Origin of the sequence: Paracoccus sp. SY (assembly GCF_002901215.1) — a bacterium.
Taxonomy (GTDB): Bacteria; Pseudomonadota; Alphaproteobacteria; order Rhodobacterales; family Rhodobacteraceae; genus Paracoccus; species Paracoccus acridae.
Genome location: NZ_NWMQ01000006.1, coordinates 111665 through 136890 on the forward strand (window position 1 = coordinate 111665; position 25226 = coordinate 136890).

A 25226-nucleotide genomic window follows, 5' to 3' on the forward strand; every position below is an offset into this window, starting at 1 on the left:
CATGCGCTTTGCCCTGAACCACATCGCCGCGCCGAACCTGCCCTTGCCCGACTTCTTCGCCACGGCGCGCGACCTTGGCGTGACCGAGGTGGAAATCCGCAACGACCTGCCCGACGTCCTGTCCCAATGGCGCCCCGAGGACGTGAAGGCCGAGGCCGAAAAGGCAGGCGTCGCCATCGTCTCCATTAACGCGCTTTATCCCTTCAACATCTGGGCGGGCGACCTGCCCGCGCGGGCCGAAGCGATGGCCGATTACGCCGCCGCCTGCGGGGCCAAGGCCCTGGTGATGTGCCCGCTGAAGGACGGCACGCCCGTCGATTTCGACAGCCTTGTGGGCGCGCTGACGGCGATGAAGACGATCCTGGATACGCGCGGGCTGACCGGGCTTGTCGAACCGCTGGGCTTCCCGGTCTCGTCCCTGCGCACCAAGGCCGAGGCGATCCGCGCCATCCAGGCAGCCGGAGGCGAAGGCACCTACAAGCTGATGCACGACACCTTCCACCACCACCTGGCGGGGGAAACCGAGTTCTTCCCGGATTGGACCGGCCTTGTCCACATCTCGGGCGTGACCGATCCGGCGGTGTCGGTGGCCGACATGCTGGACGCGCACCGGGTGCTGGTGGACGGCGGGGACCGGCTGGAAAACCTGCCCCAGATCCGCGCGCTGCTGGACGCGGGCTATGACGGGGCCTTCAGCTTCGAACCCTTTGCCCCCGAAGTGCATGGGGCCGCCGATCCCAAGGGCGCGGTGAAGGCCAGCATGGCCTTTGTTTCCGCGCAGCTTTGACCAAAAAGGACCGATCCCATGACCAAATCCCTTGACCTGATCACCATCGGCCGCGCGGGCGTCGATCTTTACGGCGCGCAGGTCGGCGGGCGGCTGGAGGACATGGGGTCGTTCCGCAAGTATATCGGCGGCAGCCCCACCAACATCGCCTGCGGCACGGCGCGGCTGGGGCTGCGGTCCGGTCTCATCACGCGGGTGGGCGACGAACATATGGGCCGCTTCATCCGCGAACAGCTTGTGCGCGAGGGCGTGGACGTGCGGGGCGTCAGGACCGATCCCGACCGGCTGACGGCCCTGGTGATCCTGGGGATCCGCGACCAGGAACAGTTTCCGCTGATCTTCTATCGCAGCGACTGCGCCGACATGGCGCTGTGCGAGGACGATATCGACGAAGCCCTGATCGCGGACGCCCGCGCGGTGCTGGCGACCGGCACGCATCTGTCGCATCCGCGCACGGAAGCCGCCGTCGTCAAGGCGCTGCGGCTGGCCCGCAAGCATGGGGCGCGGACGGCACTGGACATCGACTATCGCCCGAACCTCTGGGGCTTGGCGGGGCACGACGCGGGCGAAAGCCGCTTCGTGGAAAGCGCGGCGGTGACGGCCCGGCTTCAAGCCACGCTGCCCCTGTTCGACCTGATCGTGGGCACCGAGGAGGAGTTTCATATCGCTGGCGGCACCACCGACACGGTGGCCGCGCTGCGGGCGGTGCGCGGCGTCACCGATGCGACCCTGGTCTGCAAGCGCGGGGCTGCGGGCGCGGTGGCCTTTACCGGCGCCATCCCCGACAGCCTGGATCAGGGCGAAGCCGGTCCGGGCTTCCCGATCGAGGTCTTCAATGTGCTGGGCGCGGGCGACGGCTTCTTTTCCGGGCTGATGAAGGGCTGGCTGGATGGCGAGCCTTGGCCCAAGGCCCTGGAATACGCCAATGCCTGCGGCGCGCTTGCGGTCAGCCGGCACGGCTGCACGCCCGCCTATCCATCGCTGGCCGAGTTGGAGTTCTTCCTGAAACGCGGCGTGATCCGGCCCGACCTGCGCAACGACCCCGAACTGGAACAGGTCCACTGGGCCACCAACCGCCACCGGCGCACGGGGGGCGATTGGTCCACCATGCGGGTCTTTGCCTTCGACCACCGGATGCAGCTGGAACAGATGCCCGGATACACGCCCGAAAAGGGCGGCGCCTTCAAGGAACTGTGCCTGCGGGCCGCGTTGCAGGTCCAGGGCGGCAAGCCGGGATACGGGATCCTGTGCGACAACCGCATCGGGCGCGACGCGCTGCACGCCGCGTCGGGCACGGGCCTGTGGATCGGGCGGCCCACCGAATGGCCGGGATCGCGCCCGCTGGAACTGGAACCCGACCTGGGCCTCGACTGCGGCGGGCTGGAGGCTTGGGCGCGCGAGAACGTGGTCAAGGTCCTGTGCTTCTGCCATCCCAAGGACGATCCCGCGACCCGCGCCGCGCAAGAGGAAACCGTCAGGCGCCTGTTCCAGGCCGCGCGCCGCAACGACCTGGAATTCCTGCTGGAGATCATCCCGTCCAAGGTCGGACCCATGGACAACGAAACGACGGCAACGCTGATCCGGCAATTCTATGCGGCGGGCGTCTATCCCGACTGGTGGAAGCTGGAGCCGATGACAGAAGGGGTGGCCTGGCGCAAGGCCATCGCCGCGATCGAGGATAACGACTCCAACACCCGCGGCATCGTGGTCCTTGGTCTCGACGCGCCCGAGGCGGCACTGGCCGACAGCTTTGCCGTCGCCGCAAGCTTCCCGTTGGTCAAGGGCTTCGCGGTGGGACGCACGATCTTCGGCGCGGTGGCGCGGGCCTGGCTGGACGGCGACCTGACCGACGGCGAGGCGGTCGAGGAGATGGCCCGGCGATACAGTCGGCTTTGCGGCATCTGGGACAAGGCGCGGGCAAGCGCGAAGGTGGCGGCATGAACCGGCATCTGGACAAGGGGGACGGACGGCCTGTCCCGGCAGATCACGCAAGAGGAGCCAAGATGAGCGGAACGATCAGGCTGACGGCCGCGCAGGCCATGGTCCGCTGGCTGTCGGTGCAGATGACCGAAGACGGCGAACGCTTCGTCGAAGGCTGCTGGGCGATCTTCGGCCATGGCAATGTCGCGGGCATCGGAGAGGCGCTGCAGGGCATCGGCGATGCCTTCCCCACCTGGCGCGGCCAGAACGAACAGACCATGGCCCATGCCGCCATCGCCTATGCCAAGGCCAAGGCGCGCCGGCGCGCCCATGCGGTGACCAGTTCCATCGGTCCGGGGGCCACCAACATGGTCACGGCCGCCGCGCTTGCGCATGTGAACCGCCTGCCGGTCCTGCTGATCGCGGGGGATGTCTTCGCCAGCCGGCGCCCCGACCCGGTGCTGCAGCAGGTCGAGGATTTCGACGACGGCACCGTATCGGCCAATGACTGCTTCCGTCCGGTGGTGCGATACTTCGACCGCATCCAACGGCCCGAGCAGTTGCTGACCGCCCTGCCCCGCGCGCTGCGGGTGATGACCGATCCGGCCAATTGCGGCCCGGTCTGCCTGGCCTTCTGCCAGGACACACAGGCGGAAGCCCATGACTGGCCCGAGGCCTTCTTCGAACCCCGCGTCTGGCGCATCCGCCGCCCGGAACCCGACAGGCAGGAACTGGAGGAGGTGGCGAGCCTGATCCGCGCCGCGAAACGCCCCGCCATCGTCGCGGGCGGGGGCGTGATCTATTCCGGGGCCGAAGCGGCGCTGTCGGATTTTGCCGCCCGCCACGGCATCCCTGTGGCGGAAACGCAGGCGGGCAAGTCGGCCCTTGCCCAAGCGGATCCGATGAACTTCGGCGCGGCGGGCGTGGACGGATCGGCCGCAGCCAACGCGGTGCTGCGGGACGCGGATCTGGTGATCGGCGTCGGCACGCGGTTGCAGGATTTCACGACCGGATCGCGGACCATGTTCGCGCCGGATGCGACGCTGGTGTCGATCAATGTCCACGGCTACGACGCCGCCAAGCACGGAGCGGTGCCGCTGGTGGCCGACGCGCGCGTTGCTTTGGAAAGGCTGACGGCGGCCCTGGGCGATCATCGCGCCGCCTTCGACGGCAGCGCGCGCACCGACTGGCTGGCCGCCGTCGATGCCCATTGCGCGGCCCCCGCGCCCGGCAACGACCTGCCCACCGACGCGCAGGTGATTGGTGCGGTCCAACGCGCCGCGCCCGACGCCATCGCCATGTGCGCCGCCGGCACCATGCCCGGCGCGCTGAAGCTTTTGTGGCAGCCCGCGCAGGGCGGATACCACATGGAATACGGCTATTCCTGCATGGGCTACGAGATCGCGGGCGCGATGGGCATCAAGCTGGCGCAGCCTGACCGAGAGGTGATCTGCTTCGTGGGCGACGGCAGCTACATGATGGCCAACAGCGAACTGGCCACGGCGGTGATGCGGCGGGTGCCCTTCACGGTCGTGCTGACCGACAACCGGGGATACGGCTGCATCAACCGGTTGCAACAGGTCTCGGGCGGCGTTCCGTTCAACAACATGTATGTGGACTGCAACGTCGAGGACCAGCCCCGCATCGACTATGTCGCCCATGCCGGGTCCATGGGCGCGCATGCGGTCAAGGCCGGCGGCATCGCCGAGCTGGAAGCGCAGATCGCCGCCGCGCGGGGGCGCGACATCCCCACCGTGATCGTGATCGACACCACCGCCAAGGATGGCCCCGCCCAGGGCCTGACGGTTGATGCCGGTCACTGGTGGGACGTGGCCGTTCCCGAAGTGGGCGCGACGGACAGGCTGCGCGACGCCTATCAAACCTATCTGGAAAATGCCGCCCGCGCGCGGCTGGTGAACTGAGGAAAGCACCCATGATCCGCTATGGCACCAATCCCATCGCCTGGGCCAATGACGACGACCAGACCATCGGCGCCCATATCCCGACCGAGCAGATCCTGAACGAGGCAGGCCGTATCATCGGCTTCGACGGGATCGAGAACGGCCACCGCTGGCCGGACGATCCGCAGGCGCTGAAGGATCTGCTGGGGCGTCATGGGTTGAAGTTCATCTCGGGCTGGTATTCGACCAACCTGCTGGTGAACTCGGTCGAGGACGAGATCGCGGCGGTCCAGCCGCATCTGGCCAAGCTGAAGGCGAACGACTGCCGCGTCTGCATCGTCTGCGAATGTTCCAACACCGTGCATGGCAATCCCCGCGTCGCGGTGAACGACCGGCCCCGCCTGACGGCCGCCGAGATGACCGATTTCGGCCGCAAGATCGAGGAATTCGCCGCCTATCTGGCATCGCAGGGGATCACGCTGGCCTATCACCACCACATGGGCACGGTGGTCGAATCGCCCGAGGAGATCGACGCCTTCATGGCCGCGACCGGACCCGCCACGCACCTGCTGTTCGACGCGGGCCATTGCACCTTCGGCGGCGGCGACCCCCAGGCGGTGCTGCGCAAGCACGCCCCCCGCGTGGCCCATTTCCACGCCAAGAACATCCGCCGGGACGTGACCCAGCGGGTGCGGGCGGAAAACCTGCCCTTCATCCAGGGCGTGCTGGCCGGGGCCTTCACCGTGCCGGGCGACCCCGAGGGGGCGATCGACTTCGTGCCGCTGCTGCGCATCCTGGCCGAGGCGGGCTATGACGGCTGGCTGGTGATCGAGGCCGAGCAGGACCCGGAAAAGCGCAATCCGCTGGAGTATCAGTCCCTGGGGCTGAAGTCGCTGAAGGCGGCGGCAGCCGAGGCGGGACTGGACCGCGCGGCGGCGGCGTGAGCGCGGTGGGGGCTGTCTGCCCCCACACCCCCGAGGATATTTCCACACAGAAGACAAGGCCCGTCATGAGCACCCTTCTTCGCAGACCCTTCGGCACCCATGGCGAAGTGCATCGCATCACGCCCCAGTCGGCCGGCTGGCGCTATGTGGGATTTTCGCTGCACCGCCTGCGCGCGGGCGAAAGCGTGACGGAAGCCACCGGCACAACCGAGGCGATCCTGGTCCTGGTCGAGGGTAAGGCCCAGTTCCGCGCGGCGGGCCAAGACTGGGGTGTTCTGGGCGATCGCATGGATGTCTTCGAAAAAACCCCGCCCCATTGCCTGTATGTGCCACCCGGCCAGGACTGGCAGGCGCAGGCCACGACCGATTGCACGCTGGCCGTTTGCACGGCGCCGGGCCAGGGCAACCATCCTGCCCGCCGCATCGGCCCGGACGGGATCACGCTGACCCGGCGCGGCCAGGGCACCAACACCCGCTGGATCAACAACATCGCCATGGAGGACCAGGATTTCTGCGACAGCCTGCTGGTCACCGAGGTCTTCACCCCCGCAGGCCACTGGTCATCCTATCCCAGCCACCGCCATGACGAGGACGACTTTCCCCGGATCACCTATCTCGAGGAAACCTATTACCACCGTCTGAACCCCAGGGACGGCTGGGCCGTTCAGCGGGTCTATACGGACGACGGCGGCCTGGACGAATGCATGGCGGTGCGCGACGGCGATGTGGTCCTGGTCCCCCGTGGCCACCATCCCTGCGCGGCGCCGCACGGGTTCGAGCTTTACTACCTCAACGTCATGGCGGGTCCGCGCCGGAACTGGCGCTTCGTCGCCGCCCCCGAGGTCATGGGCGTCATCGAGAAGGATGCGCGCCAGGCTCAGGCGAGTTGATAAAGTATTAACGGCACAATCACCGGGGAACATCTGGACGGTCGATCTGTTGGTGGTCGGTCGTCCGCCCAGTGCGGGCGTGTGATTCGCGGTCCGAATGCGGACCTTCAATCCACGATCAGCCAAGGCTCTCCGATGTTCTACACCGACAACAAGCTGCAATACCCCGTTCGCGTCGATTCCCCAAACCCCGTCTTCGCCCGCGCCCTCCAGCAGGCCATCGGCGGGGTCGAGGGCGAGATCCGCGTGGCCATGCAGTACTTCTTCCAGGCCTGCGGCGCGCGTGGCAATCCCAAGTTCCGCGACCTTCTGATGAACACCGCCGCCGAGGAACTGGGCCATATCGAGATGCTGGCCACGGCCGTCGCCATGAACCTTGAAGGCGCGCCCTTGTCGATGAAAGAGGAAATGGCTTCCACCGATCGCGCCGTGGGCGCGATCATGGGGGGCATGAACCTCAAGAACCTGCTGTCCTCGGGGCTGTCGGCCATGCCGGTGGACAGCGACGGCGTGCCCTTCGACATGTCCCACATCTATGCCAGCGGCAACATCGCCGCCGACATGACCGCCAATGTCGCCGCCGAAACGACCGGCCGCACGCTGGCCGTCCGGCTTTACAACATGACCGACGACACCGGCATGAAGGACATGCTGTCCTATCTGATCGCGCGCGACACGATGCACCAGAACCAGTGGCTTGCCGCGCTCGAGGAACTGGGCGGCATGACCGGCGCCTTCCCGATCCCCAACAGCTTCCCGCAGTCCCAGGAAAAGACCGAGTTCAGCTATACCTATCTGGGATTCCAGGCCGATGGCAGCGCACCGGTTCCGGGCCGCTGGGGCGAAGGGCCGTCCATCGACGGCAAGGGCACCTTCACCACCGGCAAGCTGCACCCGTCCGACCAGAAGCCCGACCTGGGCATGGCCCGGCCGGGCAGCGGCGCGCAGGCCGAACAGATCGGGTGATCCCGCAGCCCGCCGGCCGGTGCCGGCGGGCTTTTCATTGTGGATGGAACGATCATGACCCCAAGGCCCTGGATCCGCTGGACGATCGCGCTGGGTTTCGCCCTGGGCGGCTTTTTCGACGGCATCCTGCTGCACCAGATCCTGCAATGGCATCACCTGCTGAGCCTGGTGCCGGGGATGGAGGATCTGCGGCTGCAAATCCTGTGGGATGGCTGGTTCCATGCCCTGATGTACGGGCTGGCAGCCTTGTCCCTGATCGGGCTTTGGCGGGCGCGGGGCGCCGCCGCGGGGTTGAACGGCACGCTGGGGGCTCTGCTGGTGGGTTTCGGGGCCTGGCATGTTCTGGACGGGATCCTGTCGCATTGGCTGCTGGGCATCCACCGCATCAAGCTGGACAGCGCCTTTCCGCTGGCCTGGGATCTGGGATGGTTCCTGGGGCTGGGTGTGCTGCCCATCCTGCTGGGGCGTGCCATCACGCGCAGGCCCACCGACCGCGGCGGCCCTCCGCCCGGCCTGACGGTGTCCGTCCTGGCGGCCGTCAGCCTGGGGGCGGGGACCTGGGCGGCGCTGCCTCCGGCGGATCAGCCCTTTTCCACCATCGTCTTCGCGCCGGGCGTCGATCCAGGAACCGCCCTGTCGCGCGCGGGTTTCGGGGAAGGCGACGTGATCTGGTCCGACCCCCTGTCCCAGGTCACGGTCGCGCGGCTGGAAGGCGGCGACCCCTGGCGGCTTTACCTGTCGGGCGCGCTGCTGGTCAGCGGAACAGGGGTGCCCGCCGGATGTTTCAACTGGGCGCGCGTGTGATGCGGCCCGAACAGGAGAAGACCATGACCCTTGCCATCGTCACCGGCGCCTCGACCGGGATCGGGCTAGAACTGGCCCGGATCGCCCGCGCCGACGGCCACCAGACCATCATGATCGCGAACGAACCCGCCATCCACGAAGCGGCCGCCGCCTTGGGCGGCGAGGCGGTGGAAGCCGACCTGGCCACGCCCGACGGGATTGTCGCCGTTCTGAACACGGTGGCCGGGCGCGATGTGGATCTTCTGATGCTGAATGCGGGCACGGGGATGGGACATGCCTTCCTGGATCAGGACCCTGCCGGGATCGACCATGTGGTGATGACGAACGTGCTGGGCGTGCTGCGGCTGGCCCATCCCCTGGGACGGCGCATGCGCGACAGGGGCGAAGGGCGGATCCTGATCACCGGGTCCATCGCGGGCTTCATGCCGGGAACGTTCCAGGCGATCTACAACGCCTCGAAGGCGTTTCTGAACAACTTCGCCCTGGGCTGGAACGAGGAACTGAAGGACACCGGCCTGACCGTGACCTGCCTAATGCCGGGGATCACCGAGACGGCCTTCTTCGAACGCGCGGGGCTTTTGGACACGAACCTGGGCCAGATGAAGAAGGACGACCCCGCCATGGTCGCCCGCGCCGGCTATGACGCGATGCTGGCGGGCCAGACGCAGATGACGCCGGGGTTGAAGAACAAGATCCAGGCCACGGCTGCCGAAATCCTGCCCGCGGGCGTGGTGGCCAAGATGCACCGGCAGATGGCCAAGCCCAAGGGCGAATGATTTTTCCCGCCCGGCCGACAGGCCCGGCGAACCACCAGTCCGGCACGCCGGGCCACCTTCCCACCGACAGGAGAACCACGATGAAACGCAGAACCCTTTTCGCCGCAGGCGCCGCAGCCGCCGTCATGCCGGTCGCCCGGATGGCCTTTGCCCAGGCCGCCGCCCCCGATGCGCGCATGCAGGAAATCCTGCTGGGCGGCAATTTCGCGTTGCTCAGCAGCCGGCTTGCCGCCGAGAAGGCGACCGACCCCGCCGTCCAGGCCTTCGCCGCGCTGGAAATATCCGAGCAGGAGGCCGTGGCCCGCGCCTTTGGCGCCGCCCCGTCCGACCAGGTCGCGCCCGAACATGCGTCCATGCTGGAACAGATGAACGCCATGGAGGCAGGCGCGGAATTCGACCGGCAGTATCTGACGGCGCAGATGCAGGGGCACGAGCAGCTGCGCGTGCTGCACGCGGCCTATGCCGAGAATGGCGAAAACCCGATGGCGCGCGGCGCGTCCATTGTCGGTGTCCCCAGCATCGATACCCACATGTCCATGCTGCGGGCGATCAGCAACCGTCTGGGCTGACGCATGGAGGCCTGGCTTTGCTTTGCCGGCGGGAACGCGCTTGGCGCGTTCCATGTCGGCGCCTGGCAGGCGGTCGAGGCATCCGGCCTGCGCGTCACGCGCGCGTCGGGCGCCTCGATCGGGGCGGTGGTGGCTGCGGTGATCGCAGGCAATCCGCCCGACCGGCGGACCGAGGCGCTGCACGCATTCCTGGACAAGGTCGCGCAGCATCGTTCGGTCAGCGGACGCCGGGCATCCATCACCGCCATGCTGCTGCGCGGCCATCCGCCACTGTTCGTGCCATCCTGGCCGGGCCTGTGGGAGATCGTGCCGGGAATGCCCGCCGATCGTTCCCAATTCCGGCGCGGGCCGATGCGGCGGCTTCTGGAACGCAGCATCGACTTCGACCGCCTGAACGATTCCGATATCGAGGTCACGATCACCGCGCTGGATGCCGAAACCGGCCAGATCGTGGATTTCCGCAATCGCGGCACGACCCTGACGGTGGACCACCTGATGGCCAGCACCGCCCTGCCCATCCTGTTCCGGCCCGTCCATATCGACGGCCGCGCCTTCCTGGATCCGGGCCTGTGCGAGAACCTGCCCCTGCGCCCCCTGCTGGACCGGCCGGGCGATGCGGCGATCATCGCGCTTGACCTGTTCACGCAGCAGGGAACGATGCTGGAAACCATGGACGGCATCGGCACCCGCGCGCAGGAACTGTTCTTTGCCGGGCAATCGGCCCGCATCATCCAATGCGCCGACCTGAAGGGGCGCGATTTCCATCATGTCGTGCTGACCGATCCCGACGATGTCTTCGTGGGCAAGGCCTTCGATTTCGGCAGATCCAACCTGGCGCGGCGGGTCGAACTGGGCGCGGCCCTGACGGCCCGGGCGCTTGGCGACCTTCGCGCGTCCTTGCCCCCCGCTGCACCGGCACCCGCCCCCTTGGAGAATGTGTCCGATGATTCCGATCCGTCTTCACGCCCGGCTTGACGCCGCATCCGCCGCCGCGCTGCTGTTGGTGCCCCGCGCCTTGGGATGGCCCGGCCGCCTGACGCGCCCGCTGGCCCTGGCCGGGCTGGGGGTCGCGGCCTATTCCCTGGCCACCCGGTATCGCGACGGCCCGGGCGGCGGGATCGGCCTGGACCAGCACCGGATGCTGGACGCGGCCCAAGGGGCGGCCTGCCTGGCGGCGGGCCTGGGCGAACGCGCGCCCGGACCGCGCGCCCTTCTGACAGGCTACGGCGTTTTTTCCCTGGCCGCCGCCGCCCTGACCCAGCCGCCGGGGCCGGACGGGGTGCCGCTTCCCCGGGAAGCAGTGATCGGGGACGAGATTGGCCCGGATCTGCTCCGGCTGCGCTGCGGCATCGTCAACGTGGCCTTCATCGGCAGGCCGGATGCGGGGGACCGGGGTTGGTTCCTGGTCGATGCCGGTCTGGCCGGGTCCGGCCCCGCCATTCGCGCGGCGGCGCGGGGGCGGTTCGGCGATGCCCGGCCCGCCGCGATCCTCATGACCCACGGGCATTTCGATCATGTCGGCGCCTTGGCCGAACTGGCGCGCGACTGGGACGCGCCGATCCTGGCCCACCCTGTGGAACGTCCCTATCTGGACGGCACGCGGTCCTATCCACCCCCCGCCCCCGAGGTCGGCGGCGGTTCCATGGCCGAACTGTCCCCGCTGTTCTCGCGCGGGCCGATCGATGTGTCCGACCGGTTGCAGGACCTGCCCCGCGACGGCACGATCCCGGGCCTGGACGGTTGGCAATGGATCCATACGCCGGGCCATGCGCCGGGGCATGTGTCCTTCTGGAACGCGGCCACGGGCGACCTGATCGCAGGCGACGCTATCAGCGCCACGCGCCAGGAATCGCTTGGCAGCGCGGTGTTGCAGATCCCGCATCTGCAAGGTCCGCCCGCCTATTTCACGCCTGACTGGGACGCCGCCGGAAAGTCCCTGCGCAGGCTTGCGGCGCTGCGTCCCGAACGGATGATCCCGGGCCACGGCCCTGCCGTGGCGGGACCGGATTTCCTGGCCGCGCTTGATCGGCTTGGCCGGGATTTCGACAGTCGCGGGCTGCCCGCCCACAGCCGCTATCTGCCCCGGTCGCCCGACCGGCCCTGACATGGACGGGGGCCGATGCCCCCACCAGCAACTGGCGCTTCATGAAGGCCGGAATGATGCCGACCGCCATCCGCGCAAGATCCGCCGGTTGGAACCGCCGGCTCAGGACGCGGCCTGGTCCATCAGGTGCCGCGCCCACAGCCCCGATGCCCAGGCGGCGGGAATGCCCAGGGGGATCGACACCAGCACCGTCGTCACCGGCGACAGCGCGGGCAGCCCGACGGCCTGGCCCAGCAGCCCCAGCATGAACAGGTTGATCGCCACCGCCCCTGCCGCGAAGACATAAAGCATCAGCGCCAGTTTCCAGACCGGCCAGCGATCGTCCATGAGCTTTCCCCTTTTCTGCCCCATCCCTGCATTCTGCACGAATTTAATGCGGCTTCTTTGACTTTGGACAAGGATCGCCCCCGGCCGTCCGGCGATGGTGCAACCCATCGCAACTGTATCGGGAGATCCTCGCCATGCGCGAAGTCCTGACAAAGAGCATGGCCCGGAACATCTTCTATGGCGGGTCGCTGTTCTTTATCCTCATCTTCATCGGCCTGTCGGTGCACAGCCACTGGTATATCGTGAACGTGTCCACGAATGACGCCCCGCTGACCGCCAGCGTGGCAAGCGGCAAGCACGTCTGGGAAAAGCACGCCTGCGTCAACTGCCACTCGATCCTGGGCGAAGGCGCTTATTTCGCGCCCGAACTGGGCAACGTGATGACCCGCTGGGGCGTCCAGGACGACCCCGAGGCCGCCTTCGAGGTCATGAAGGCCTGGATGGAGGCGCAGCCTTCCGGGATCGAGGGGCGGCGCCAGATGCCGCAGTTCAACCTGTCCGACGACGAAATCCGCGAAGTCACCGACTTCCTGCTGTGGACCAACAAGATCCGCACCCAGGACTGGCCCCCTAACGACGCCGGTTGATTGGAAAACACCATGAAATATCAATCACAAAAGATCGCCCTGGCCTATATCGCCGTGGCCCTGGCCCTGTTCGCCACGCAGGTGACGATGGGGCTGATCATCGGCTATATCTATGTCCAGCCGAATTTCCTGTCCGAGATCCTGCCCTTCAGCGTGGGCCGGATGGTCCATACCAACGCCCTGGTGGTCTGGCTGCTGTGCGGATTCTTCGGCGCCGCCTATTTCCTGATCCCCGAGGAAGCGGAACGCGAGATCCATTCGCCCTTTTTGGCCTATCTGCAGCTGTTCATCCTGGTGGTGGGCACGGCGGGGGCGGTGCTGACCTATCTGTGGAATCCCTGGGCGGGCAATTACTTCGTGGGCACGCAGGGGCGCGAGTTCCTGGAACAGCCCACCTGGGTCAAGGTCGGCATCGTCGTGGCCGCGCTGATCTTTCTGTACAACGTGTCGATGACGGTGCTGAAGGGCCGCAAGACCACGATCAGCACCATCCTTCTGATCGGGCTGTGGGGACTGGCGCTGCTGTTCCTGTTCGCCTTCTACAACCCCGCCAACCTGGGCCTGGACAAGCAATACTGGTGGTATGTGATCCACCTGTGGGTCGAAGGCGTCTGGGAACTGATCATGGCCTCGATCCTGGGCTTCCTGATGCTGAAGCTGACCGGCGTGGACCGCGAGGTCGTCGAGAAATGGCTTTATGTCATCGTCGCCACCGCGCTGTTTTCGGGCATCCTGGGGACCGGGCACCATTACTTCTGGATCGGGATGCCCGCATACTGGCAGTGGATCGGCTCGATCTTCTCCTCCTTCGAGGTGGTGCCGTTCTTCGCGATGATGGCCTTCGCCTTTGTGATGGTCTGGAAGGGCCGGCGCGACCACCCCAACAAGGCCGCCCTGCTGTGGTCGCTGGGCTGCGCCGTGCTGGCCTTCTTCGGCGCGGGGATCTGGGGCTTCCTGCATACGCTGCACGGGGTGAACTATTACACCCACGGCACGCAGGTCACCGCCGCCCACGGGCACCTGGCCTTCTATGGCGCTTATGTCTGCCTTAACCTGGCGCTGTTCTCCTATGCCATGCCGATCCTGCGCAGGCGCGACCCCTATAACCAGGTGCTGAACATGGCGTCCTTCTGGCTGATGTCGGGGGGCATGCTGTTCATGACCTTCGCCCTGACCTTCGCGGGCACGGTGCAGACCCATCTGCAGCGCGTCCTGGGCATGGGCTACATGGAGGTGCAGGACCAGATGGCACTGTTCTACTGGATGCGCTTCGGGTCGGGCGTCGCCGTGGTGCTGGGTGCGATCCTGTTCATCTATGCCCTGTCCTTCCCGCGCCGGGAAGTGGTCCGCCCCGGCCCGGTCGAGCGTGAGCGCCTGGCCAACAACCCCGACTACATCGCTGCGGAGTGACGACGATGGATGGAACCTTCAACATCGGGGGGCTTGATGCCCCCTTCTACCTGCCCCAGGCCGACGAATGCGACATCTTCGCGGCGGCCTTTGCGAAGAACCTGCCCCTGCTGCTGAAAGGCCCCACGGGCTGCGGCAAGACCCGCTTCGTGGCCCATATGGCGGCGCGTCTGGGGCGGCCGCTCTACACGGTGGCCTGCCATGACGACCTGTCGGCGGCCGACCTGATCGGGCGATACCTGCTGAAGGGGGGCGAAACCGTCTGGGTGGACGGCCCCCTGACGCGGGCCGTGCGCGAAGGCGCGATCTGCTATCTGGACGAGGTGGTCGAGGCCCGCAAGGACGTGGCCGTAGTCCTGCACCCCCTGACCGACGACCGCCGCATCCTGCCCATCGACCGCACCGGAGAGGAGTTGCAGGCGGCCCCCGGCTTCATGCTGGTGGCATCCTACAACCCCGGCTACCAGAACATCATGAAGACGCTGAAACCCTCGACCCGGCAGCGCTTCCTGTCGGTCGAATTCACCTTTCCCAAGCCCGAACACGAAATCCCGGTGGTGGTGCGCGAAAGCGGGCTGGATGCCGACCGCGTGTCCCTGCTGGTGCGGCTGGCGAACAAGCTGCGCGGGCTGAAGGGCCAGGATCTGGAGGAAGGCGTGTCCACCCGCCTGGTCGTCTATGCCGCCACCCTGATCGCGGGCGGCATGTCGATGGACCGCGCCATCCGCGCCGCCATGATCGAACCCCTGACCGACGATGCCGACATCCGCGCGGGATTGATGGACCTGGTTGTCGCGGTGATGGGCTGACGCCATGGGCCATATCGAGATCGCCCCCTGGGAGCCCGAGGAAAGCGTCGGCAAGATCTGGCACTTCCTGGCCTCGCGCATGGATCCGCCGCGCCGCTATCCCGATGCGGCGGTGCGCTTCGACGACATGCGCGGCCGCATCGCCGTGCTGTTCCGCGGGCTTGGCGGGGCGGCCGATGTGGAACTGAAGCCGGTGGCCGACCAGGCCAGCCGGCACCGCATATCCCTGCGCCGCAAGCTGGCGTTCGAGACCGAACACCTGGCCCGCGCCAGCTTCGACGGCGGATCGCTGCGCCTGCCGGTGGAACTGGCGGTCTTTCCCGCCAAGGCCGACAACGAGGCGCTGTTCCTGTGGCTGGCCGCCGCATCGGCCCATGCGCCGGATTTCGTGGCCCAGAACGATCCCTTCCTGGCCGACTTGGCCGCGATCCGCGCGGGCCGGGCCATGACCCGCGCCACGCTGCAATCCGCCCCCGGCCTGCGCGCCACATGGGCGCGGCTTTGCGCAGCCCATCTGGCCGATCGCATCCGCCCGAACCTGTCGGGGGCCGAGGCCGGCGTGGAATCCTTGATCCGGCACCTGCTGGGCGATCCGACCCGGGTCCATGCCGAGCTGCTGGCGGGCCTGGACAGCCCCCCCGTCCATTGGCGCGCCCCGCGCGGATACCGGCCCATGCTGCCCATGCCGATGTGGCCCGACCTGCGCGGGTTGACCAGCGGCATCGCCTCCGACGTGGCAAGCCTGCCCACCGACGGCACGCCCGAGGAATCCGGCGACGGCACCGCCCGCAAGACGCGGCGGATCAAGGCCGACCAGGCCGAACGCAAGGACAGCCTGATCCTTTACAAGTTCGAGGCCATGCTGACCTGGGCCGAGATGCTGAACATCAACCGCCGGGTGGAAGACGACGACCTGGACAATGCCAAGAAGGCCGCCGACGACCACGAGGAGATCGTGCTGGGCCAGATCAGCAAGGCGCCTGCAACCAAGCTGAAGCTGCACCTGGATCTTGCGCCCGAGGATGTGGACCGCGAACGCGTGGCGGGCCGCTTCACCTATCCCGAATGGGACGCGCGGGCGGGCGTCTGGATGCCCGATCATTGCCGCGTGCTGGCAGCCCCCGTCGAACCCGCGCCCGATTACGCGGGCATCGCCGACGCCGCCGCCCGCCGCCGGATCGAGGCGGTGCGCCGCCAGTTCCAGGCCCTGCGCCCGGCCCGGCTGATCCGTCATGCCCAGCCCGACGGCGACGACCTGGATCTGGACGCCACGCTGCGGTCGGTCACCGACCTGCGCGCATCGGGTCGCGGCAGCGACCGCATCTGGCGCCAGGCCCGGCCGGAAAACCGCGACCTCGCCGTGTCGATCCTGCTGGACGTGTCGCGTTCGACCGAAAGCGCCGTGACCGGCCGTCCCGTCATCGACATCGAACGAGAGGCGCTGACCGCGCTTGCCTGGGGCCTGGACGCCTGCGGCGACCGCTTCGCGATCCAGGGGTTCTCCTCGCTCAAGCGCGACCGGGTCTGGATCCACGACTGCAAGTCCTTTGACGAGCCCATGGCCCAGCGGATCGAGGCGCGCATCCATGCCCTGCGCCCCGGCTTCTATACAAGGCTGGGCGCGGCGATCCGCCATGCCTCGGCAGGTCTTGCCAGGGAAGGCCGGTCGCGGCGGCTGATGATCGTCATCACCGACGGCAAGCCCAACGACCTGGACCATTACGAAGGCCGCCACGGGATCGAGGACAGCGCCATGGCCGTGCGCGAGGCGCGGCGGGCGGGCCATTCGGTCTTCGGCATCACCATCGACAAGGGCGCGCAAAGCTGGTTCCCGCGCATCTTCGGCCAGGGCGGCTTTTCCGTGATCCGCGACCCCGACCGGCTGATCGGCACCCTGCCCCAGATCTATCGCCAACTGGTGATGTGATGGACCTGGAGGACCTGCCGGGCGAGCTGATCATGTGGATCCTGATCGGATCCGAGATCCTGGTCTTCGCGGCGGGCATCACAGCGATGGCGGCCATGCGCCTGACCGATCCGGCGGGCTTTGCGGATGCGCAGGCCATGCTGGACGGGCGGATGGCGGCGCTGAACACGGTCGTGCTGGTCACGTCCGGGCTGTTCGCCGCCCGCGCCGAACGCGCGGCGGCAGGGGGCGACGGGCGCGGGGCGCGTCGGGGGCTGATGCTGGCGGCGCTTGGCGGTGCGGTCTTTCTGGCCGTGAAGGGCGCGGAATACGCCCATGACCTGTCGGCAGGGATCGGCATCGACACCCATCCCTTCTTCACCTTCTATTTCCTGCTGACGGGCTTTCACGCGGCCCATGTAGCGGCGGGCGTGGTCTTGCTGGCGATGGTCGCCATCCGCGCCAGGCCCGATGCGGTGCAGGCGGGCGCGATGTTCTGGCACATGGTCGATCTGGTCTGGGTGCTGATCCTGCCGCCCATCTATCTGCTGGGGTGACGATGATGGACCGGCTGACCCGCAACTGGCTGGTGCTGATCGCGCTGATCCTGGCGACCACCGGGCTTGCGGCCCTTGACGGGCGCATCGCCGCAGCCGGGCTGCTGGTCTTGGCTTGGGCCAAGTCGCGCGCGATCCTGGGCGGGTTCCTGCACCTGGACCGCGTGCCGGGATGGCTGTCGGCCTTCCTGGTGCCGCTGGGATTGTGGCTGTGCCTGATCTGGGCGCTGGCTGCGGTCAGATGACCTTGCTCATGGCCCCGAACGCGTCGGCCTGGGCCAAGTCCTGAAGGCGCGACACGGACGAGATCGCCGCGCTCGACTGGTTCACCTTGACACCCAGTTCGCGCAGCTTGGCAAAGGCGCGGGACAGGCTTTCGGGCTTCATGCCCAGGCGGCCCGCGATCAGCGCCTTGTCATAGGGCAGGACCACCGTGGCGCTTTCCGCGCCCTCGGGGCAGAGTTCCAGCAGGAATTCCGCCACCCGCTGCGCGCCGGACCGGGCCTTCAGCTGCTCGATCTGCTCGACCAGACCCTGCAGGTGCATGAAGGTCGCCGACAGGATGGAAATCGCCGCCTCGGGGCGGGTCTGCAGCATGTCGAGGAAGGCCCGCGCAGGCACCGCGACCAGGTCGCAGGCCGTCGTCGCCTCGGCCGATACCGGATAGGCGGCGCGGCGCAGTGCGATCGGCTCGCCAAAGCTTTGCCCGCGCGTCATCACGCCCACCACCGCCTCGGCACCATTGGGGGCGATGCGGTAAAGCTTCATCCAGCCATCCGCGACGATATGGATCGCCTGGGCATCGTCGCCATGCTGGAACAGGACCTGCCCGCGCCGCAACTGCACCAGATGGGCCGCGTCCAGCAGCCCGTCGCGCAGTTCCGGCGGCAGGGTTGCGAAAAGCCGCGACTGGCAGGCGATCTGGCGCTGTGCGGCGGACAGTTTCAGGCTCATCGGAACGGTCCTTCCTGAAAAAGGGAAACCGGGGTGCGGTGGCAGCCGCCGCCCCGGATCGGCCATGGGGCGACAAGCGCCGCCCCATCGGGATAAACGGTCACTGGACCTGGGCGATTTCCGCGTCCATGCGCTCGCGCGCCTTTTTCGACATCTTGGCGGTCTTGGCGGCGTCCAGGTTCGCGGGCGCATCGCCCACCTGGATCAGTCCCACCATGCCCATCGCGTAATGCGGGGTGCATTTGACGCCGTAAAGGCCGGGCTCGGTCACGGTCAGCGCATATTCCTCGTTGATCTTGCTTTTGAAGGTCTCGACGCCCTCGGGCAGGATCTCCTTGATCGCTTCGACGTTGTGGCTCTTGTCGGTGGGCACGAAGCGGATCACGTCGCCCGGCTCGGCCTTCACATAGGCGGGTTCGAACACCATCATTCCGGCCTCGCCCTTGTTCAGCATGTGGACCTCGTGTTCGGCCGCGAAGGCGGTGCCTGCGAGGGTCAGGACAAGGGCGGGGGCTGCAAGGAAGAATGCGCGTTTCATCTGTTATCTCCTGAGTCTGCGGATCGATTGTTGAACCCGCTGGTCAGGAATTAGCCCCCCGGCCCCCTTTCTACTTTGACATAACGCAAAGAGCAGGGCGTTTAATCCGAAGGATCGGCGATGCGCGCCAAACCCTCGGCATCGACGACGGTCAGCTTCTGTCGCCCCCCCTCCACCAGGCCCTGCGCCTCCCATGAGGACAGCAGGCGCGACACGGTGTGCAGCGTTGTGCCCGTCATCTCGGCGATGTCCTGACGGGTGATGGGAAAGTCGATGCGGGTGCCCGCGGCCTCGATCCGGCCGGCCTTTTCGGCCAGGCGCAGGACGGCATGCGCCACGCGGCGCTCGACCTCCTGGGTGGACATCTCGCGCAGGCGGGTATGGGCCTCGTCCAGGCGCTGCCCGATGGTCTGCATGGCGTTGATGGCCAGGCGGGGGTTGTTTTCCACCACCGCGTCCCAGTCGGCCATGGGCCAGCCGACCACGATGGATTCGACGGCGGCGCGCGCGGTGCCCGGATAGTCGGGCCGGGCCAGGGCGCGGGCAAAGCCGAACAGGTCGCCCGGATGGACGACGCGGACCATGACCTGCTGGCCGTCGGGCGTGACCTGCGTCACCTTCAGTCGCCCGTGCAGCAGCAGATAGAAGGCCACCGCCTGCGCGCCCTGTTCGAAGACAAGGCCGCCCGGCAGAACCCGGCGCGGCGTGGCGCGGGCCATCAGCCGCGACAGGGCGGCGGGCTCCATCTGCCGGAACAAGGGCAGGTTGCGGACCTGGGATATGTCAACGGCCACGTCTTGCGCCTTCACCATGGGTTTCTCCGTGTGTGCCGCAAAACGACAAGGGACGCAAAGCTTTCGGGAATATCGGTCAGCCTGCCACCTCTCGGACAAGGCGGAAGCCCAGGTTGGCGGGCGGCACGCCCACGGAACAGCCGCCCGATTTCGGATCGCGGACGAAATCGGCCACGGCGGCGCGGTGCAGCCCCTCGACGATGAAGATGCCGCAGGTCTCGTCCTGCCGCTGGATCCGGCCTTCGGCGTCCAGATCGACCCGGCGCAGGCAGGTCGAGGTCCATTCCCAGACCGCGCCCCCGATGTCGCGGATGCCGCGCGAATTGACGTTCAGGCTGCCCACCTGACGGATTTCGCCATCCAGGTCGCGGCTGCGGGCCGCGTCGGCGGCATATTCCGCCAGCCACAGGACGGCCGGGTTGTCGGGATCGGCTTCCACGCCAAGCGCGTCGTCGCGAAACATCTCGGCCGCGGCAAAGGCCCATTCGGCGTCGGAAGGCAGCCGCCAGGTCTGCCCGGTCCGTTCAGACAGCCATCCGGCAAAGGCCACCGCGTCCAGCCAGCTGATCCCCGTCACCGGCAGGTCGGGCCGACCGGTGGGACCGCCGGGGGGCAGGCAGGCGCCTGCCGCAACGCAATCCAGCCACTGCCCGGTGCTGACGGGGGTTTCCATGATCTCGACAGGGGCGGGAAGCTGCGTGGTTTGGACGGGGGCGTCGGTGGAACGGCCCGCCCGCCGCCAGTCGCCGTCCAGGCGGTGTTCGAAAGGCTGGGGATCAAGGCGCACCACCCGGGGCAGGTCGGGCAGGTCGCGACGGTCCTGCGGCCACAGGGTCAGGCCCAAGGCGCCGGCAACGGCCCCGGCCAGCATGAAGGCGGTCGCGTGCATGGTCTTCGCCCTGCGTCAGGAAAAGGTGCCGCCTGCGCGGGATGCGCGGGCGGCGGTGTCGCGGTCAGGCGCCGGCGGCGGTGGGGGCCACGACCTGCTTCATCAGGTCGTCGTTCCAGTCGCCTTTGACGACCACATGGGCGGCCGCGCCAAGCTCGAAGGCCTCGATCAGGTTGTGGTTCACATAGGCGTAAACGCCCGGCTGTTCGAAGGTATAGACCATCAGGCCCGCCGTGCCGCCCGGGATGAACCAGGTTTCAAGGCCGGTTTCGGGCGGGTTGTTGAACTTGCCGGTGGCCCAGACGTAGTCGCCATGCCCGCCGATCAGGTGGGGCCGGGTGTCGCGATTGGCCTGGCTGTGGACGAAGGCCACCGTTTCCCCGACATTCGCTGTCATCGCATTGTCGCCGGTCAGCGCGCCCACGCCGCCGTTGAAGACCACATGGGTCGGCGTCAGGGTCTTCATGACGGTCACGACATCCTCGTAGCTTTCGCCGGGGCTGTCATAGGTCTTCCAGTTGCCCGCCTCGTCGCGCGGCACATAGAAGTCCTGCTCGCCGATGTAATAGACCTTGTCATAGCTGACCAGCTTGCCGTCGCGGTCCTTCAGCCCGTCGCGCGGCAGCACCATGATGGCGCCGTTCATGCCCGACACGACGTGCCAGGCCACCATGCCCGGAGGAGCGCAGTGATAGACGAAGACGCCCGGCTTGGTGGCCTTGAAGCGCAGCACGCAGCGTTCGCCGGGGTTCACCTGGGTCAGCGCGCCCCCGCCCAGGGCGCCGGTCGCGCTGTGGAAGTCGATGTTGTGCATCAGCTCGTTCGAGGGCGGGTTGATCAGGGTCAGTTCGACATAATCGCCTTCGTGGACCACCATCAGCGGGCCGGGAACGGTACCGTTGAAGGTGGATGCCCAGTATTCGGCGCCATTGTCGTCCAGGGCGATCTTCTTCTCGATGATGTTCATCGTGAACTCGACCACCTTCGGGCCGCCGGTCGCGACCTGGTCATGGGCGTGGACAAAGGGCGGATCGACCAGGTCCACCTTGACGCGCGGCAGGCTGTCCACGTCCAGGGCGGTGGCGGGGGTCAGCACCTTGGCGGCCTCGGCGGTTTCGGCGGCGGCGACGCGCACCTGGCTCAGCGCGCCAGCGATGGCGGCGCCTGCAAGGATCGTGCGGCGGCTGACGGACAGGTTGGTCATGGCTGGTTTCCCTTGTACTCGATGACTGATCGAACCCGGTTCATCCCGGTTGAGTGAAGATTGCCACGCCACGTCCCGCCAAACGTTGTGCTGGATCAACCAAGTGCCGCCCATTCGTCCCGATGCTTGCGGCAACGCAAAGATCGGGCGTTTTTCCGGCCTATCGGTCAGGTGAGAGCGACGAAAGGAATGCGCCATGACCGATGCTAAACGTCCCCGAATCCCCCGCGGCCTGCGGCCCGACGGCGCCGCGCTGTGGTCATACGGGTTCCGGCCCTTCTTCCTGGGCGGCGCCGTCTGGGCGGTCGTCGCCATGGTGCTGTGGATCGCGGCCCTGATCCACGGCTTGCCCCTGGGCGGGGATTACGGCGCCCCCCTGTGGCACGCGCATGAGATGGTCTTCGGCTTTGCCCCCGCGGTGCTGGCGGGCTTCCTGCTGACCGCGATCCCGAACTGGACCGGCAGCCTGCCGGTGTCGGGCCGGGCGCTGATCGGGCTGTTCTCGGTCTGGGCGGCGGGCCGCGTGGCGATGGCTGCGGCGGCGCTGACCGGGACTTGGGTCGCGGCGCTGATCGACGCCGCCTTCCTGCCCCTGCTGCTGGCCATCGCCGCCCGAGAGATCGTCGCGGGCCGCAAGTGGAACGACCTCAAGGTCCTGGGCGGTGTCGCGGCGATCATGGCGGGCAACCTGGGCTTTCACGCGGCGGCGCTTCTGGGCGGCGATCCGGCGCTGTGGATGCGCGCGGCGGTGGCGGGATATGTGATGCTGGTGCTGATCATCGGCGGACGCATCATCCCCAGCTTCACCCGCAACTGGCTGAACCGGCAGGGGGCCAAGGCGATGCCCGTGCCCCATGACCGCTTCGACATGGGGGTGATCATCGCATCCGCCCTGGCGCTTGGCACCTGGACGGTTGCCCCCGAATCCTCGCCCGCTGCCCTGGGCTGCGCCCTGGCCGCCGGGCTGAACGCCGCCCGGCTGGCCCGGTGGCGGGGGCTTGCCACCCGCCCGGAGCCGCTGCTGTGGGTGCTGCACCTGTCCTATGGCTTCGTGCCGCTGGGCTTCCTGGCCGTCACGGCGGCGGCCCTGGGGACCGTGCAAGCGGCATCGGCGCTGCATGTGCTGACGGTGGGGGTGATCGGCACGATGATGCTGGCGGTGATGACGCGCGCCACGCGCGGGCATACCGGGCGCGACCTGACCGCCTCGCGCGTGACCACGCTGTCCTATCTGTGCCTGTTCGCGGCCGCCTTGGCCCGCCCCCTGGCCGACCTGACCGGATCGGCCGGGCTGATGGAGGCTGCGGGCCTGTTGTGGATCCTGTCCTTCGGGCTGTTCGTCGCGGAACATGGCGCGATGCTGGTCCTGCAACGCCGCCAGGCCGGACGGTTGCAGGCGGCGCGGGCCTGACGGGGCCTCAGGCCCCTGCCCGGACCGGCTCCATCCGGTCCGGCGTCCAGGCCGGTTCCCAGACCAGCCGCACATCCACGGATGCCACGCCTTCCAGCGATTGCAACGCCGTCTCGACCCCCAGGCGCAGGAAATCCGCCAGGGGGCAGCCGCGCGTGGTGGTCGTCATCTGCACCCGGACATGGCCCTCATCCGCGTCGATGGCATAGATCATTCCCATGGCCACCAGATCGCGGCCGGTTTCCGGGTCCAGCACGGTCCGCAGCCTGTCGCGGACACGATCATGCAAGTCGGCCATGTCCGTCCCCCCTTTCAGATCCCGCGCCGCACCAGCAGCCGATAGGTCGCGCCGTCCGTCGCGAAGTTTCCCGCCCATTCGTGGTGGCGCATCGCCAGTTCCGGGAACAGGAACATCGGTTCGCGGTCAAGCGTGGCGAACAGCACCTCGCCCGGCGCCATGCGGTCGATGGTTTCCAGGATGCGCACCATCGGCTCGGGCGGCATCAGGCCCGACAGGTCCAGCGTCCGGGCCGGATCGGGCCACAGCGCCGCGCCCGGCGCCGATCCGGGGGCCAGACCTTCCTCGACCGTCTCGCCCGCGACGGGGGTGAATTCCACCTGCCAGCCGCCATCGGGCAATTGCCGGTCGCGCGCCGAAAAGCCCCGGTTGGCCATCACGTTGAACAAGGGCACCGGCCGGAAGGGCGCGATCAGCAGCAGGGGCTGGCCCGGCTGAAGGCCGTCCACGGCCTGCATGATCAGCGCAAAGGGATCCTGGCCCTGGGCCAGCGAGGGGCGCACGTCAAGCCGATGCGGGGCGGGGGATGTCATGGTGGGATCTCCGGTCGGACGGGGGAAGGATCATCGGCGGCAATCCTGCGGGACGCGCCGTTTCGGAAAGGTGACGCAGGCGGCGGATAGCGATCAGTTCGCGCCCATGCAGCAGCGCCGCAAGCAAAAGCGCAAGGGCCGCCATGTCGAACAGCGCCGGAACCTGCAGGGCCAGGGCCAGCGTGCCGGCAAGGACGCCCGCGACCCACAGCGCCAGGCTGCGCCCGGCGGCGCGGGGGTCGGTCAGGTCATGGACCATCGGCACCTTCGCGCGCCCGATCATGGGGGCGAAGACCTGGATCCAGGTCAGGAAGCTGGTGATCTTGACCATCTGGGCCAGCGTCAGCGTGGACAGCCACCCCGCAAGGGCCAAGAAGATCGCCGCCTCGGCCCAAGGCCCGCCCAGGATCAGCCCGGGGGCGGTCAGCAGGGCGGCCAGGGCCAGGAAGCCCAGGGCCGCCCGGCTCCATTGCATGTTCGTCTCGGGCGCGGGGACGCGGCGGCTTTGCCAGATGCGGCGGATTTCGGCCAGATACAGCCCCGTCGCAAGCGTGCAGGCCAGGCCGCAACCCGCGGTCAAAGGCAAGGGATCGCCGCCCGCCAGCAGCACGCCAAGCGCGCCAAGCAACAGCACCAGGGCAAGAACGGCCGCAATCAGCGCCGCGCGGCGCAGGGGACCGCTTCTGTCCGGGGCGATCAGGAACATCGGAAACAGGCGATAGCTGACCCCCATACCCGCCAGCGTCAGCCATAAGCCCGCGCCCAGCAGCACATGCAGGGACAGCCCGTCGGGCAGCAGGGCCGCGCCCCAGGCAATGCCGCCGAAGGCCCAGCCCATGCCCGCACCCGTCGCCCACAGCAGCGGCAGCGCCAGAAGCGCAAGCAGCACCGTGGATCCGTCCCCCGTGCGCCAGGCCCGCGCGGCGATCAGCGTGCCCCCCAGCATCAGCATCGCCAGCCCGAAGGCCAGCCCCAGCAGCACCGGCCCCATCGCCAGCAGCGCGCCCGTGGGCCAGCCATTCAGCGCCAGAAAGCCCCCTGCCAGCGACAGCGTGCCCGCGCCGCACAGAACCAGCGCGGGCAGCGCCAGCCGGGGCAGGATCAGGGGCCGGGCGGTCAGGACCGGAACGAACTGGATCAGCGATCCCAGCATCATATGGCACAGCCAGCCCAGGGCGAACAGATGGACCGCCGCCAGGGCCCAACCCCCGGACCAGCGGCCCGGTCCGGCAAGACCGAACGCAGCCATCGCCAGGGCCGCCAGCAGAAACGCCAGGCCCGAGGCGAACCAGGCCAATGTCCATCGTGAAAGCGCCTTGCCCAGCATGTCGGACCCCCGAAACCGTGA

Annotated in this window: 27 protein-coding genes; 18 read left to right on the forward strand and 9 right to left on the reverse strand. The window is 68.0% G+C overall.

What is annotated here, in order from left to right:
- The first annotated feature begins 1 nt into the window (after nt 1).
- From CK944_RS07425 to CK944_RS07475, 11 genes are all read left to right on the forward strand, one after another.
- Nucleotides 2-787: a TIM barrel protein gene (locus CK944_RS07425; RefSeq protein WP_103172416.1), complete on the forward strand. Its 786-nt coding sequence runs from the start codon at nt 2-4 to the stop codon at nt 785-787.
- Nucleotides 788-805: 18 nt separating this feature from the next.
- A complete protein-coding gene (gene iolC, locus CK944_RS07430) occupies nt 806-2728 on the forward strand; it encodes a 5-dehydro-2-deoxygluconokinase (protein WP_103172417.1) in 1923 nt (640 codons plus the stop codon).
- A 62-nt stretch (nt 2729-2790) separates the two neighbouring features.
- Nucleotides 2791-4629, forward strand: a complete 1839-nt coding sequence (gene iolD / locus CK944_RS07435; protein ID WP_103172418.1) for a 3D-(3,5/4)-trihydroxycyclohexane-1,2-dione acylhydrolase (decyclizing) — start codon at nt 2791-2793, stop codon at nt 4627-4629.
- A gap of 11 nt (nt 4630-4640) precedes the next feature.
- A complete protein-coding gene (gene iolE, locus CK944_RS07440; RefSeq protein WP_103172419.1) occupies nt 4641-5552 on the forward strand; it encodes a myo-inosose-2 dehydratase in 912 nt (303 codons plus the stop codon).
- A gap of 65 nt (nt 5553-5617) precedes the next feature.
- Nucleotides 5618-6442 carry a 5-deoxy-glucuronate isomerase gene (gene iolB, locus CK944_RS07445; RefSeq protein WP_103172420.1) on the forward strand — a complete coding sequence of 275 codons (825 nt, stop codon included), beginning with the start codon at nt 5618-5620 and terminating at the stop codon, nt 6440-6442.
- 135 nt (nt 6443-6577) lie between these two features.
- Nucleotides 6578-7408 (forward strand): manganese catalase family protein, encoded by an 831-nt coding sequence (locus tag CK944_RS07450; protein ID WP_103172421.1) that lies wholly within the window; start codon nt 6578-6580, stop codon nt 7406-7408.
- A 54-nt stretch (nt 7409-7462) separates the two neighbouring features.
- On the forward strand, nt 7463-8212 hold the full coding sequence (locus CK944_RS07455) for a DUF2243 domain-containing protein (RefSeq protein ID WP_103172422.1): 750 nt from the start codon (nt 7463-7465) through the stop codon (nt 8210-8212).
- Nucleotides 8213-8235: 23 nt separating this feature from the next.
- Nucleotides 8236-8988, forward strand: coding sequence for an SDR family oxidoreductase (locus CK944_RS07460; protein WP_103172487.1), 753 nt, complete (start codon nt 8236-8238; stop codon nt 8986-8988).
- An 80-nt stretch (nt 8989-9068) separates the two neighbouring features.
- Nucleotides 9069-9557, forward strand: a complete 489-nt coding sequence (locus tag CK944_RS07465) for a DUF4142 domain-containing protein (protein ID WP_158247971.1) — start codon at nt 9069-9071, stop codon at nt 9555-9557.
- A gap of 3 nt (nt 9558-9560) precedes the next feature.
- Nucleotides 9561-10532, forward strand: a complete 972-nt coding sequence (locus CK944_RS07470) for a patatin-like phospholipase family protein (RefSeq protein ID WP_103172424.1) — start codon at nt 9561-9563, stop codon at nt 10530-10532.
- Nucleotides 10501-11661 (forward strand): MBL fold metallo-hydrolase, encoded by a 1161-nt coding sequence (locus tag CK944_RS07475; RefSeq protein WP_103172425.1) that lies wholly within the window; start codon nt 10501-10503, stop codon nt 11659-11661. Before CK944_RS07470 ends, CK944_RS07475 begins: the two co-directional genes overlap by 32 nt.
- 102 nt (nt 11662-11763) lie before the next feature.
- Here CK944_RS07475 and CK944_RS07480 read toward each other — a convergent pair whose 3' ends face one another.
- Nucleotides 11764-11988, reverse strand: a complete 225-nt coding sequence (locus tag CK944_RS07480) for a hypothetical protein (protein WP_103172426.1) — start codon at nt 11986-11988, stop codon at nt 11764-11766.
- Nucleotides 11989-12122: 134 nt separating this feature from the next.
- Between CK944_RS07480 and CK944_RS07485 the strand changes: the two genes are divergently transcribed.
- From CK944_RS07485 to CK944_RS07510, 6 genes are read left to right on the forward strand one after another with little or no spacing between them, the layout of a single operon-like run.
- Complete coding sequence (locus CK944_RS07485; protein WP_103172427.1) at nt 12123-12575, forward strand: cytochrome c; 453 nt, start codon at nt 12123-12125, stop codon at nt 12573-12575.
- Between the two features lie 12 nt (nt 12576-12587).
- Nucleotides 12588-13985, forward strand: coding sequence for a cbb3-type cytochrome c oxidase subunit I (locus CK944_RS07490; protein ID WP_103172488.1), 1398 nt, complete (start codon nt 12588-12590; stop codon nt 13983-13985).
- Nucleotides 13986-13990: 5 nt separating this feature from the next.
- The gene (locus CK944_RS07495) at nt 13991-14794 is read left to right on the forward strand and encodes a CbbQ/NirQ/NorQ/GpvN family protein (RefSeq protein ID WP_103172428.1); all 804 of its coding nucleotides are present in this window, start codon (nt 13991-13993) and stop codon (nt 14792-14794) included.
- Between the two features lie 4 nt (nt 14795-14798).
- Nucleotides 14799-16721, forward strand: coding sequence for a nitric oxide reductase activation protein NorD (locus CK944_RS07500; RefSeq protein WP_103172429.1), 1923 nt, complete (start codon nt 14799-14801; stop codon nt 16719-16721).
- Nucleotides 16721-17257 carry a cytochrome c oxidase subunit 3 gene (locus CK944_RS07505; RefSeq protein WP_103172430.1) on the forward strand — a complete coding sequence of 179 codons (537 nt, stop codon included), beginning with the start codon at nt 16721-16723 and terminating at the stop codon, nt 17255-17257. The genes CK944_RS07500 and CK944_RS07505 overlap by 1 nt, the downstream gene beginning before the upstream one ends.
- Before the next feature lie 2 nt (nt 17258-17259).
- Nucleotides 17260-17502: a cytochrome C oxidase subunit IV family protein gene (locus tag CK944_RS07510; protein ID WP_239985993.1), complete on the forward strand. Its 243-nt coding sequence runs from the start codon at nt 17260-17262 to the stop codon at nt 17500-17502.
- Here CK944_RS07510 and CK944_RS07515 read toward each other — a convergent pair.
- The 5 genes from CK944_RS07515 to nirK all read right to left on the reverse strand — a co-directional run bounded on the left by CK944_RS07515 (nt 17495) and on the right by nirK (nt 21636).
- Nucleotides 17495-18211, reverse strand: a complete 717-nt coding sequence (locus tag CK944_RS07515; RefSeq protein ID WP_103172431.1) for a Crp/Fnr family transcriptional regulator — start codon at nt 18209-18211, stop codon at nt 17495-17497. The two genes, CK944_RS07510 and CK944_RS07515, sit on opposite strands and share 8 nt — an antisense overlap.
- 100 nt (nt 18212-18311) lie before the next feature.
- On the reverse strand, nt 18312-18749 hold the full coding sequence (locus CK944_RS07520; RefSeq protein WP_103172432.1) for a pseudoazurin: 438 nt from the start codon (nt 18747-18749) through the stop codon (nt 18312-18314).
- 101 nt (nt 18750-18850) lie between these two features.
- Nucleotides 18851-19543, reverse strand: a complete 693-nt coding sequence (locus CK944_RS07525; protein ID WP_103172490.1) for a Crp/Fnr family transcriptional regulator — start codon at nt 19541-19543, stop codon at nt 18851-18853.
- Between the two features lie 76 nt (nt 19544-19619).
- Entirely contained in the window at nt 19620-20432 is an 813-nt protein-coding gene (locus CK944_RS07530) for an SUMF1/EgtB/PvdO family nonheme iron enzyme (protein ID WP_103172433.1), read from the reverse strand.
- Between the two features lie 64 nt (nt 20433-20496).
- A complete protein-coding gene (gene nirK, locus CK944_RS07535; RefSeq protein WP_103172434.1) occupies nt 20497-21636 on the reverse strand; it encodes a copper-containing nitrite reductase in 1140 nt (379 codons plus the stop codon).
- Between the two features lie 196 nt (nt 21637-21832).
- Between nirK and CK944_RS07540 the strand changes: the two genes are divergently transcribed.
- Entirely contained in the window at nt 21833-23047 is a 1215-nt protein-coding gene (locus CK944_RS07540; protein ID WP_103172435.1) for an NnrS family protein, read from the forward strand.
- 7 nt (nt 23048-23054) lie between these two features.
- Here CK944_RS07540 and CK944_RS07545 read toward each other — a convergent pair whose 3' ends face one another.
- Genes CK944_RS07545 through CK944_RS07555 form a run of 3 tightly spaced genes read right to left on the reverse strand, consistent with a single transcriptional unit; the run spans nt 23055 to nt 25205 of the window.
- Entirely contained in the window at nt 23055-23345 is a 291-nt protein-coding gene (locus CK944_RS07545) for a metal-sulfur cluster assembly factor (RefSeq protein WP_103172436.1), read from the reverse strand.
- Between the two features lie 14 nt (nt 23346-23359).
- Nucleotides 23360-23878: a DUF2249 domain-containing protein gene (locus tag CK944_RS07550; RefSeq protein WP_103172437.1), complete on the reverse strand. Its 519-nt coding sequence runs from the start codon at nt 23876-23878 to the stop codon at nt 23360-23362.
- Nucleotides 23850-25205 carry a hypothetical protein gene (locus tag CK944_RS07555; RefSeq protein WP_103172438.1) on the reverse strand — a complete coding sequence of 452 codons (1356 nt, stop codon included), beginning with the start codon at nt 25203-25205 and terminating at the stop codon, nt 23850-23852. The genes CK944_RS07550 and CK944_RS07555 overlap by 29 nt, the downstream gene beginning before the upstream one ends.
- Between the last annotated feature and the right edge of the window lie 21 nt (nt 25206-25226).

Coding starts and splice junctions, on each gene's coding strand:
- CK944_RS07425 (WP_103172416.1), top strand. CDS start 2: ATGCGCTTTGCCCTGAACCACATCGCCGCGCCGAACCTGCCCTTGCCC.
- iolC (WP_103172417.1), top strand. CDS start 806: ATGACCAAATCCCTTGACCTGATCACCATCGGCCGCGCGGGCGTCGAT.
- iolD (WP_103172418.1), top strand. CDS start 2,791: ATGAGCGGAACGATCAGGCTGACGGCCGCGCAGGCCATGGTCCGCTGG.
- iolE (WP_103172419.1), top strand. CDS start 4,641: ATGATCCGCTATGGCACCAATCCCATCGCCTGGGCCAATGACGACGAC.
- iolB (WP_103172420.1), top strand. CDS start 5,618: ATGAGCACCCTTCTTCGCAGACCCTTCGGCACCCATGGCGAAGTGCAT.
- CK944_RS07450 (WP_103172421.1), top strand. CDS start 6,578: ATGTTCTACACCGACAACAAGCTGCAATACCCCGTTCGCGTCGATTCC.
- CK944_RS07455 (WP_103172422.1), top strand. CDS start 7,463: ATGACCCCAAGGCCCTGGATCCGCTGGACGATCGCGCTGGGTTTCGCC.
- CK944_RS07460 (WP_103172487.1), top strand. CDS start 8,236: ATGACCCTTGCCATCGTCACCGGCGCCTCGACCGGGATCGGGCTAGAA.
- CK944_RS07465 (WP_158247971.1), top strand. CDS start 9,069: ATGAAACGCAGAACCCTTTTCGCCGCAGGCGCCGCAGCCGCCGTCATG.
- CK944_RS07470 (WP_103172424.1), top strand. CDS start 9,561: ATGGAGGCCTGGCTTTGCTTTGCCGGCGGGAACGCGCTTGGCGCGTTC.
- CK944_RS07475 (WP_103172425.1), top strand. CDS start 10,501: ATGATTCCGATCCGTCTTCACGCCCGGCTTGACGCCGCATCCGCCGCC.
- CK944_RS07480 (WP_103172426.1), bottom strand. CDS start 11,988: ATGGACGATCGCTGGCCGGTCTGGAAACTGGCGCTGATGCTTTATGTC.
- CK944_RS07485 (WP_103172427.1), top strand. CDS start 12,123: ATGCGCGAAGTCCTGACAAAGAGCATGGCCCGGAACATCTTCTATGGC.
- CK944_RS07490 (WP_103172488.1), top strand. CDS start 12,588: ATGAAATATCAATCACAAAAGATCGCCCTGGCCTATATCGCCGTGGCC.
- CK944_RS07495 (WP_103172428.1), top strand. CDS start 13,991: ATGGATGGAACCTTCAACATCGGGGGGCTTGATGCCCCCTTCTACCTG.
- CK944_RS07500 (WP_103172429.1), top strand. CDS start 14,799: ATGGGCCATATCGAGATCGCCCCCTGGGAGCCCGAGGAAAGCGTCGGC.
- CK944_RS07505 (WP_103172430.1), top strand. CDS start 16,721: ATGGACCTGGAGGACCTGCCGGGCGAGCTGATCATGTGGATCCTGATC.
- CK944_RS07510 (WP_239985993.1), top strand. CDS start 17,260: ATGATGGACCGGCTGACCCGCAACTGGCTGGTGCTGATCGCGCTGATC.
- CK944_RS07515 (WP_103172431.1), bottom strand. CDS start 18,211: ATGAGCCTGAAACTGTCCGCCGCACAGCGCCAGATCGCCTGCCAGTCG.
- CK944_RS07520 (WP_103172432.1), bottom strand. CDS start 18,749: ATGAAACGCGCATTCTTCCTTGCAGCCCCCGCCCTTGTCCTGACCCTC.
- CK944_RS07530 (WP_103172433.1), bottom strand. CDS start 20,432: ATGCACGCGACCGCCTTCATGCTGGCCGGGGCCGTTGCCGGCGCCTTG.
- nirK (WP_103172434.1), bottom strand. CDS start 21,636: ATGACCAACCTGTCCGTCAGCCGCCGCACGATCCTTGCAGGCGCCGCC.
- CK944_RS07540 (WP_103172435.1), top strand. CDS start 21,833: ATGACCGATGCTAAACGTCCCCGAATCCCCCGCGGCCTGCGGCCCGAC.
- CK944_RS07545 (WP_103172436.1), bottom strand. CDS start 23,345: ATGGCCGACTTGCATGATCGTGTCCGCGACAGGCTGCGGACCGTGCTG.
- CK944_RS07550 (WP_103172437.1), bottom strand. CDS start 23,878: ATGACATCCCCCGCCCCGCATCGGCTTGACGTGCGCCCCTCGCTGGCC.
- CK944_RS07555 (WP_103172438.1), bottom strand. CDS start 25,205: ATGCTGGGCAAGGCGCTTTCACGATGGACATTGGCCTGGTTCGCCTCG.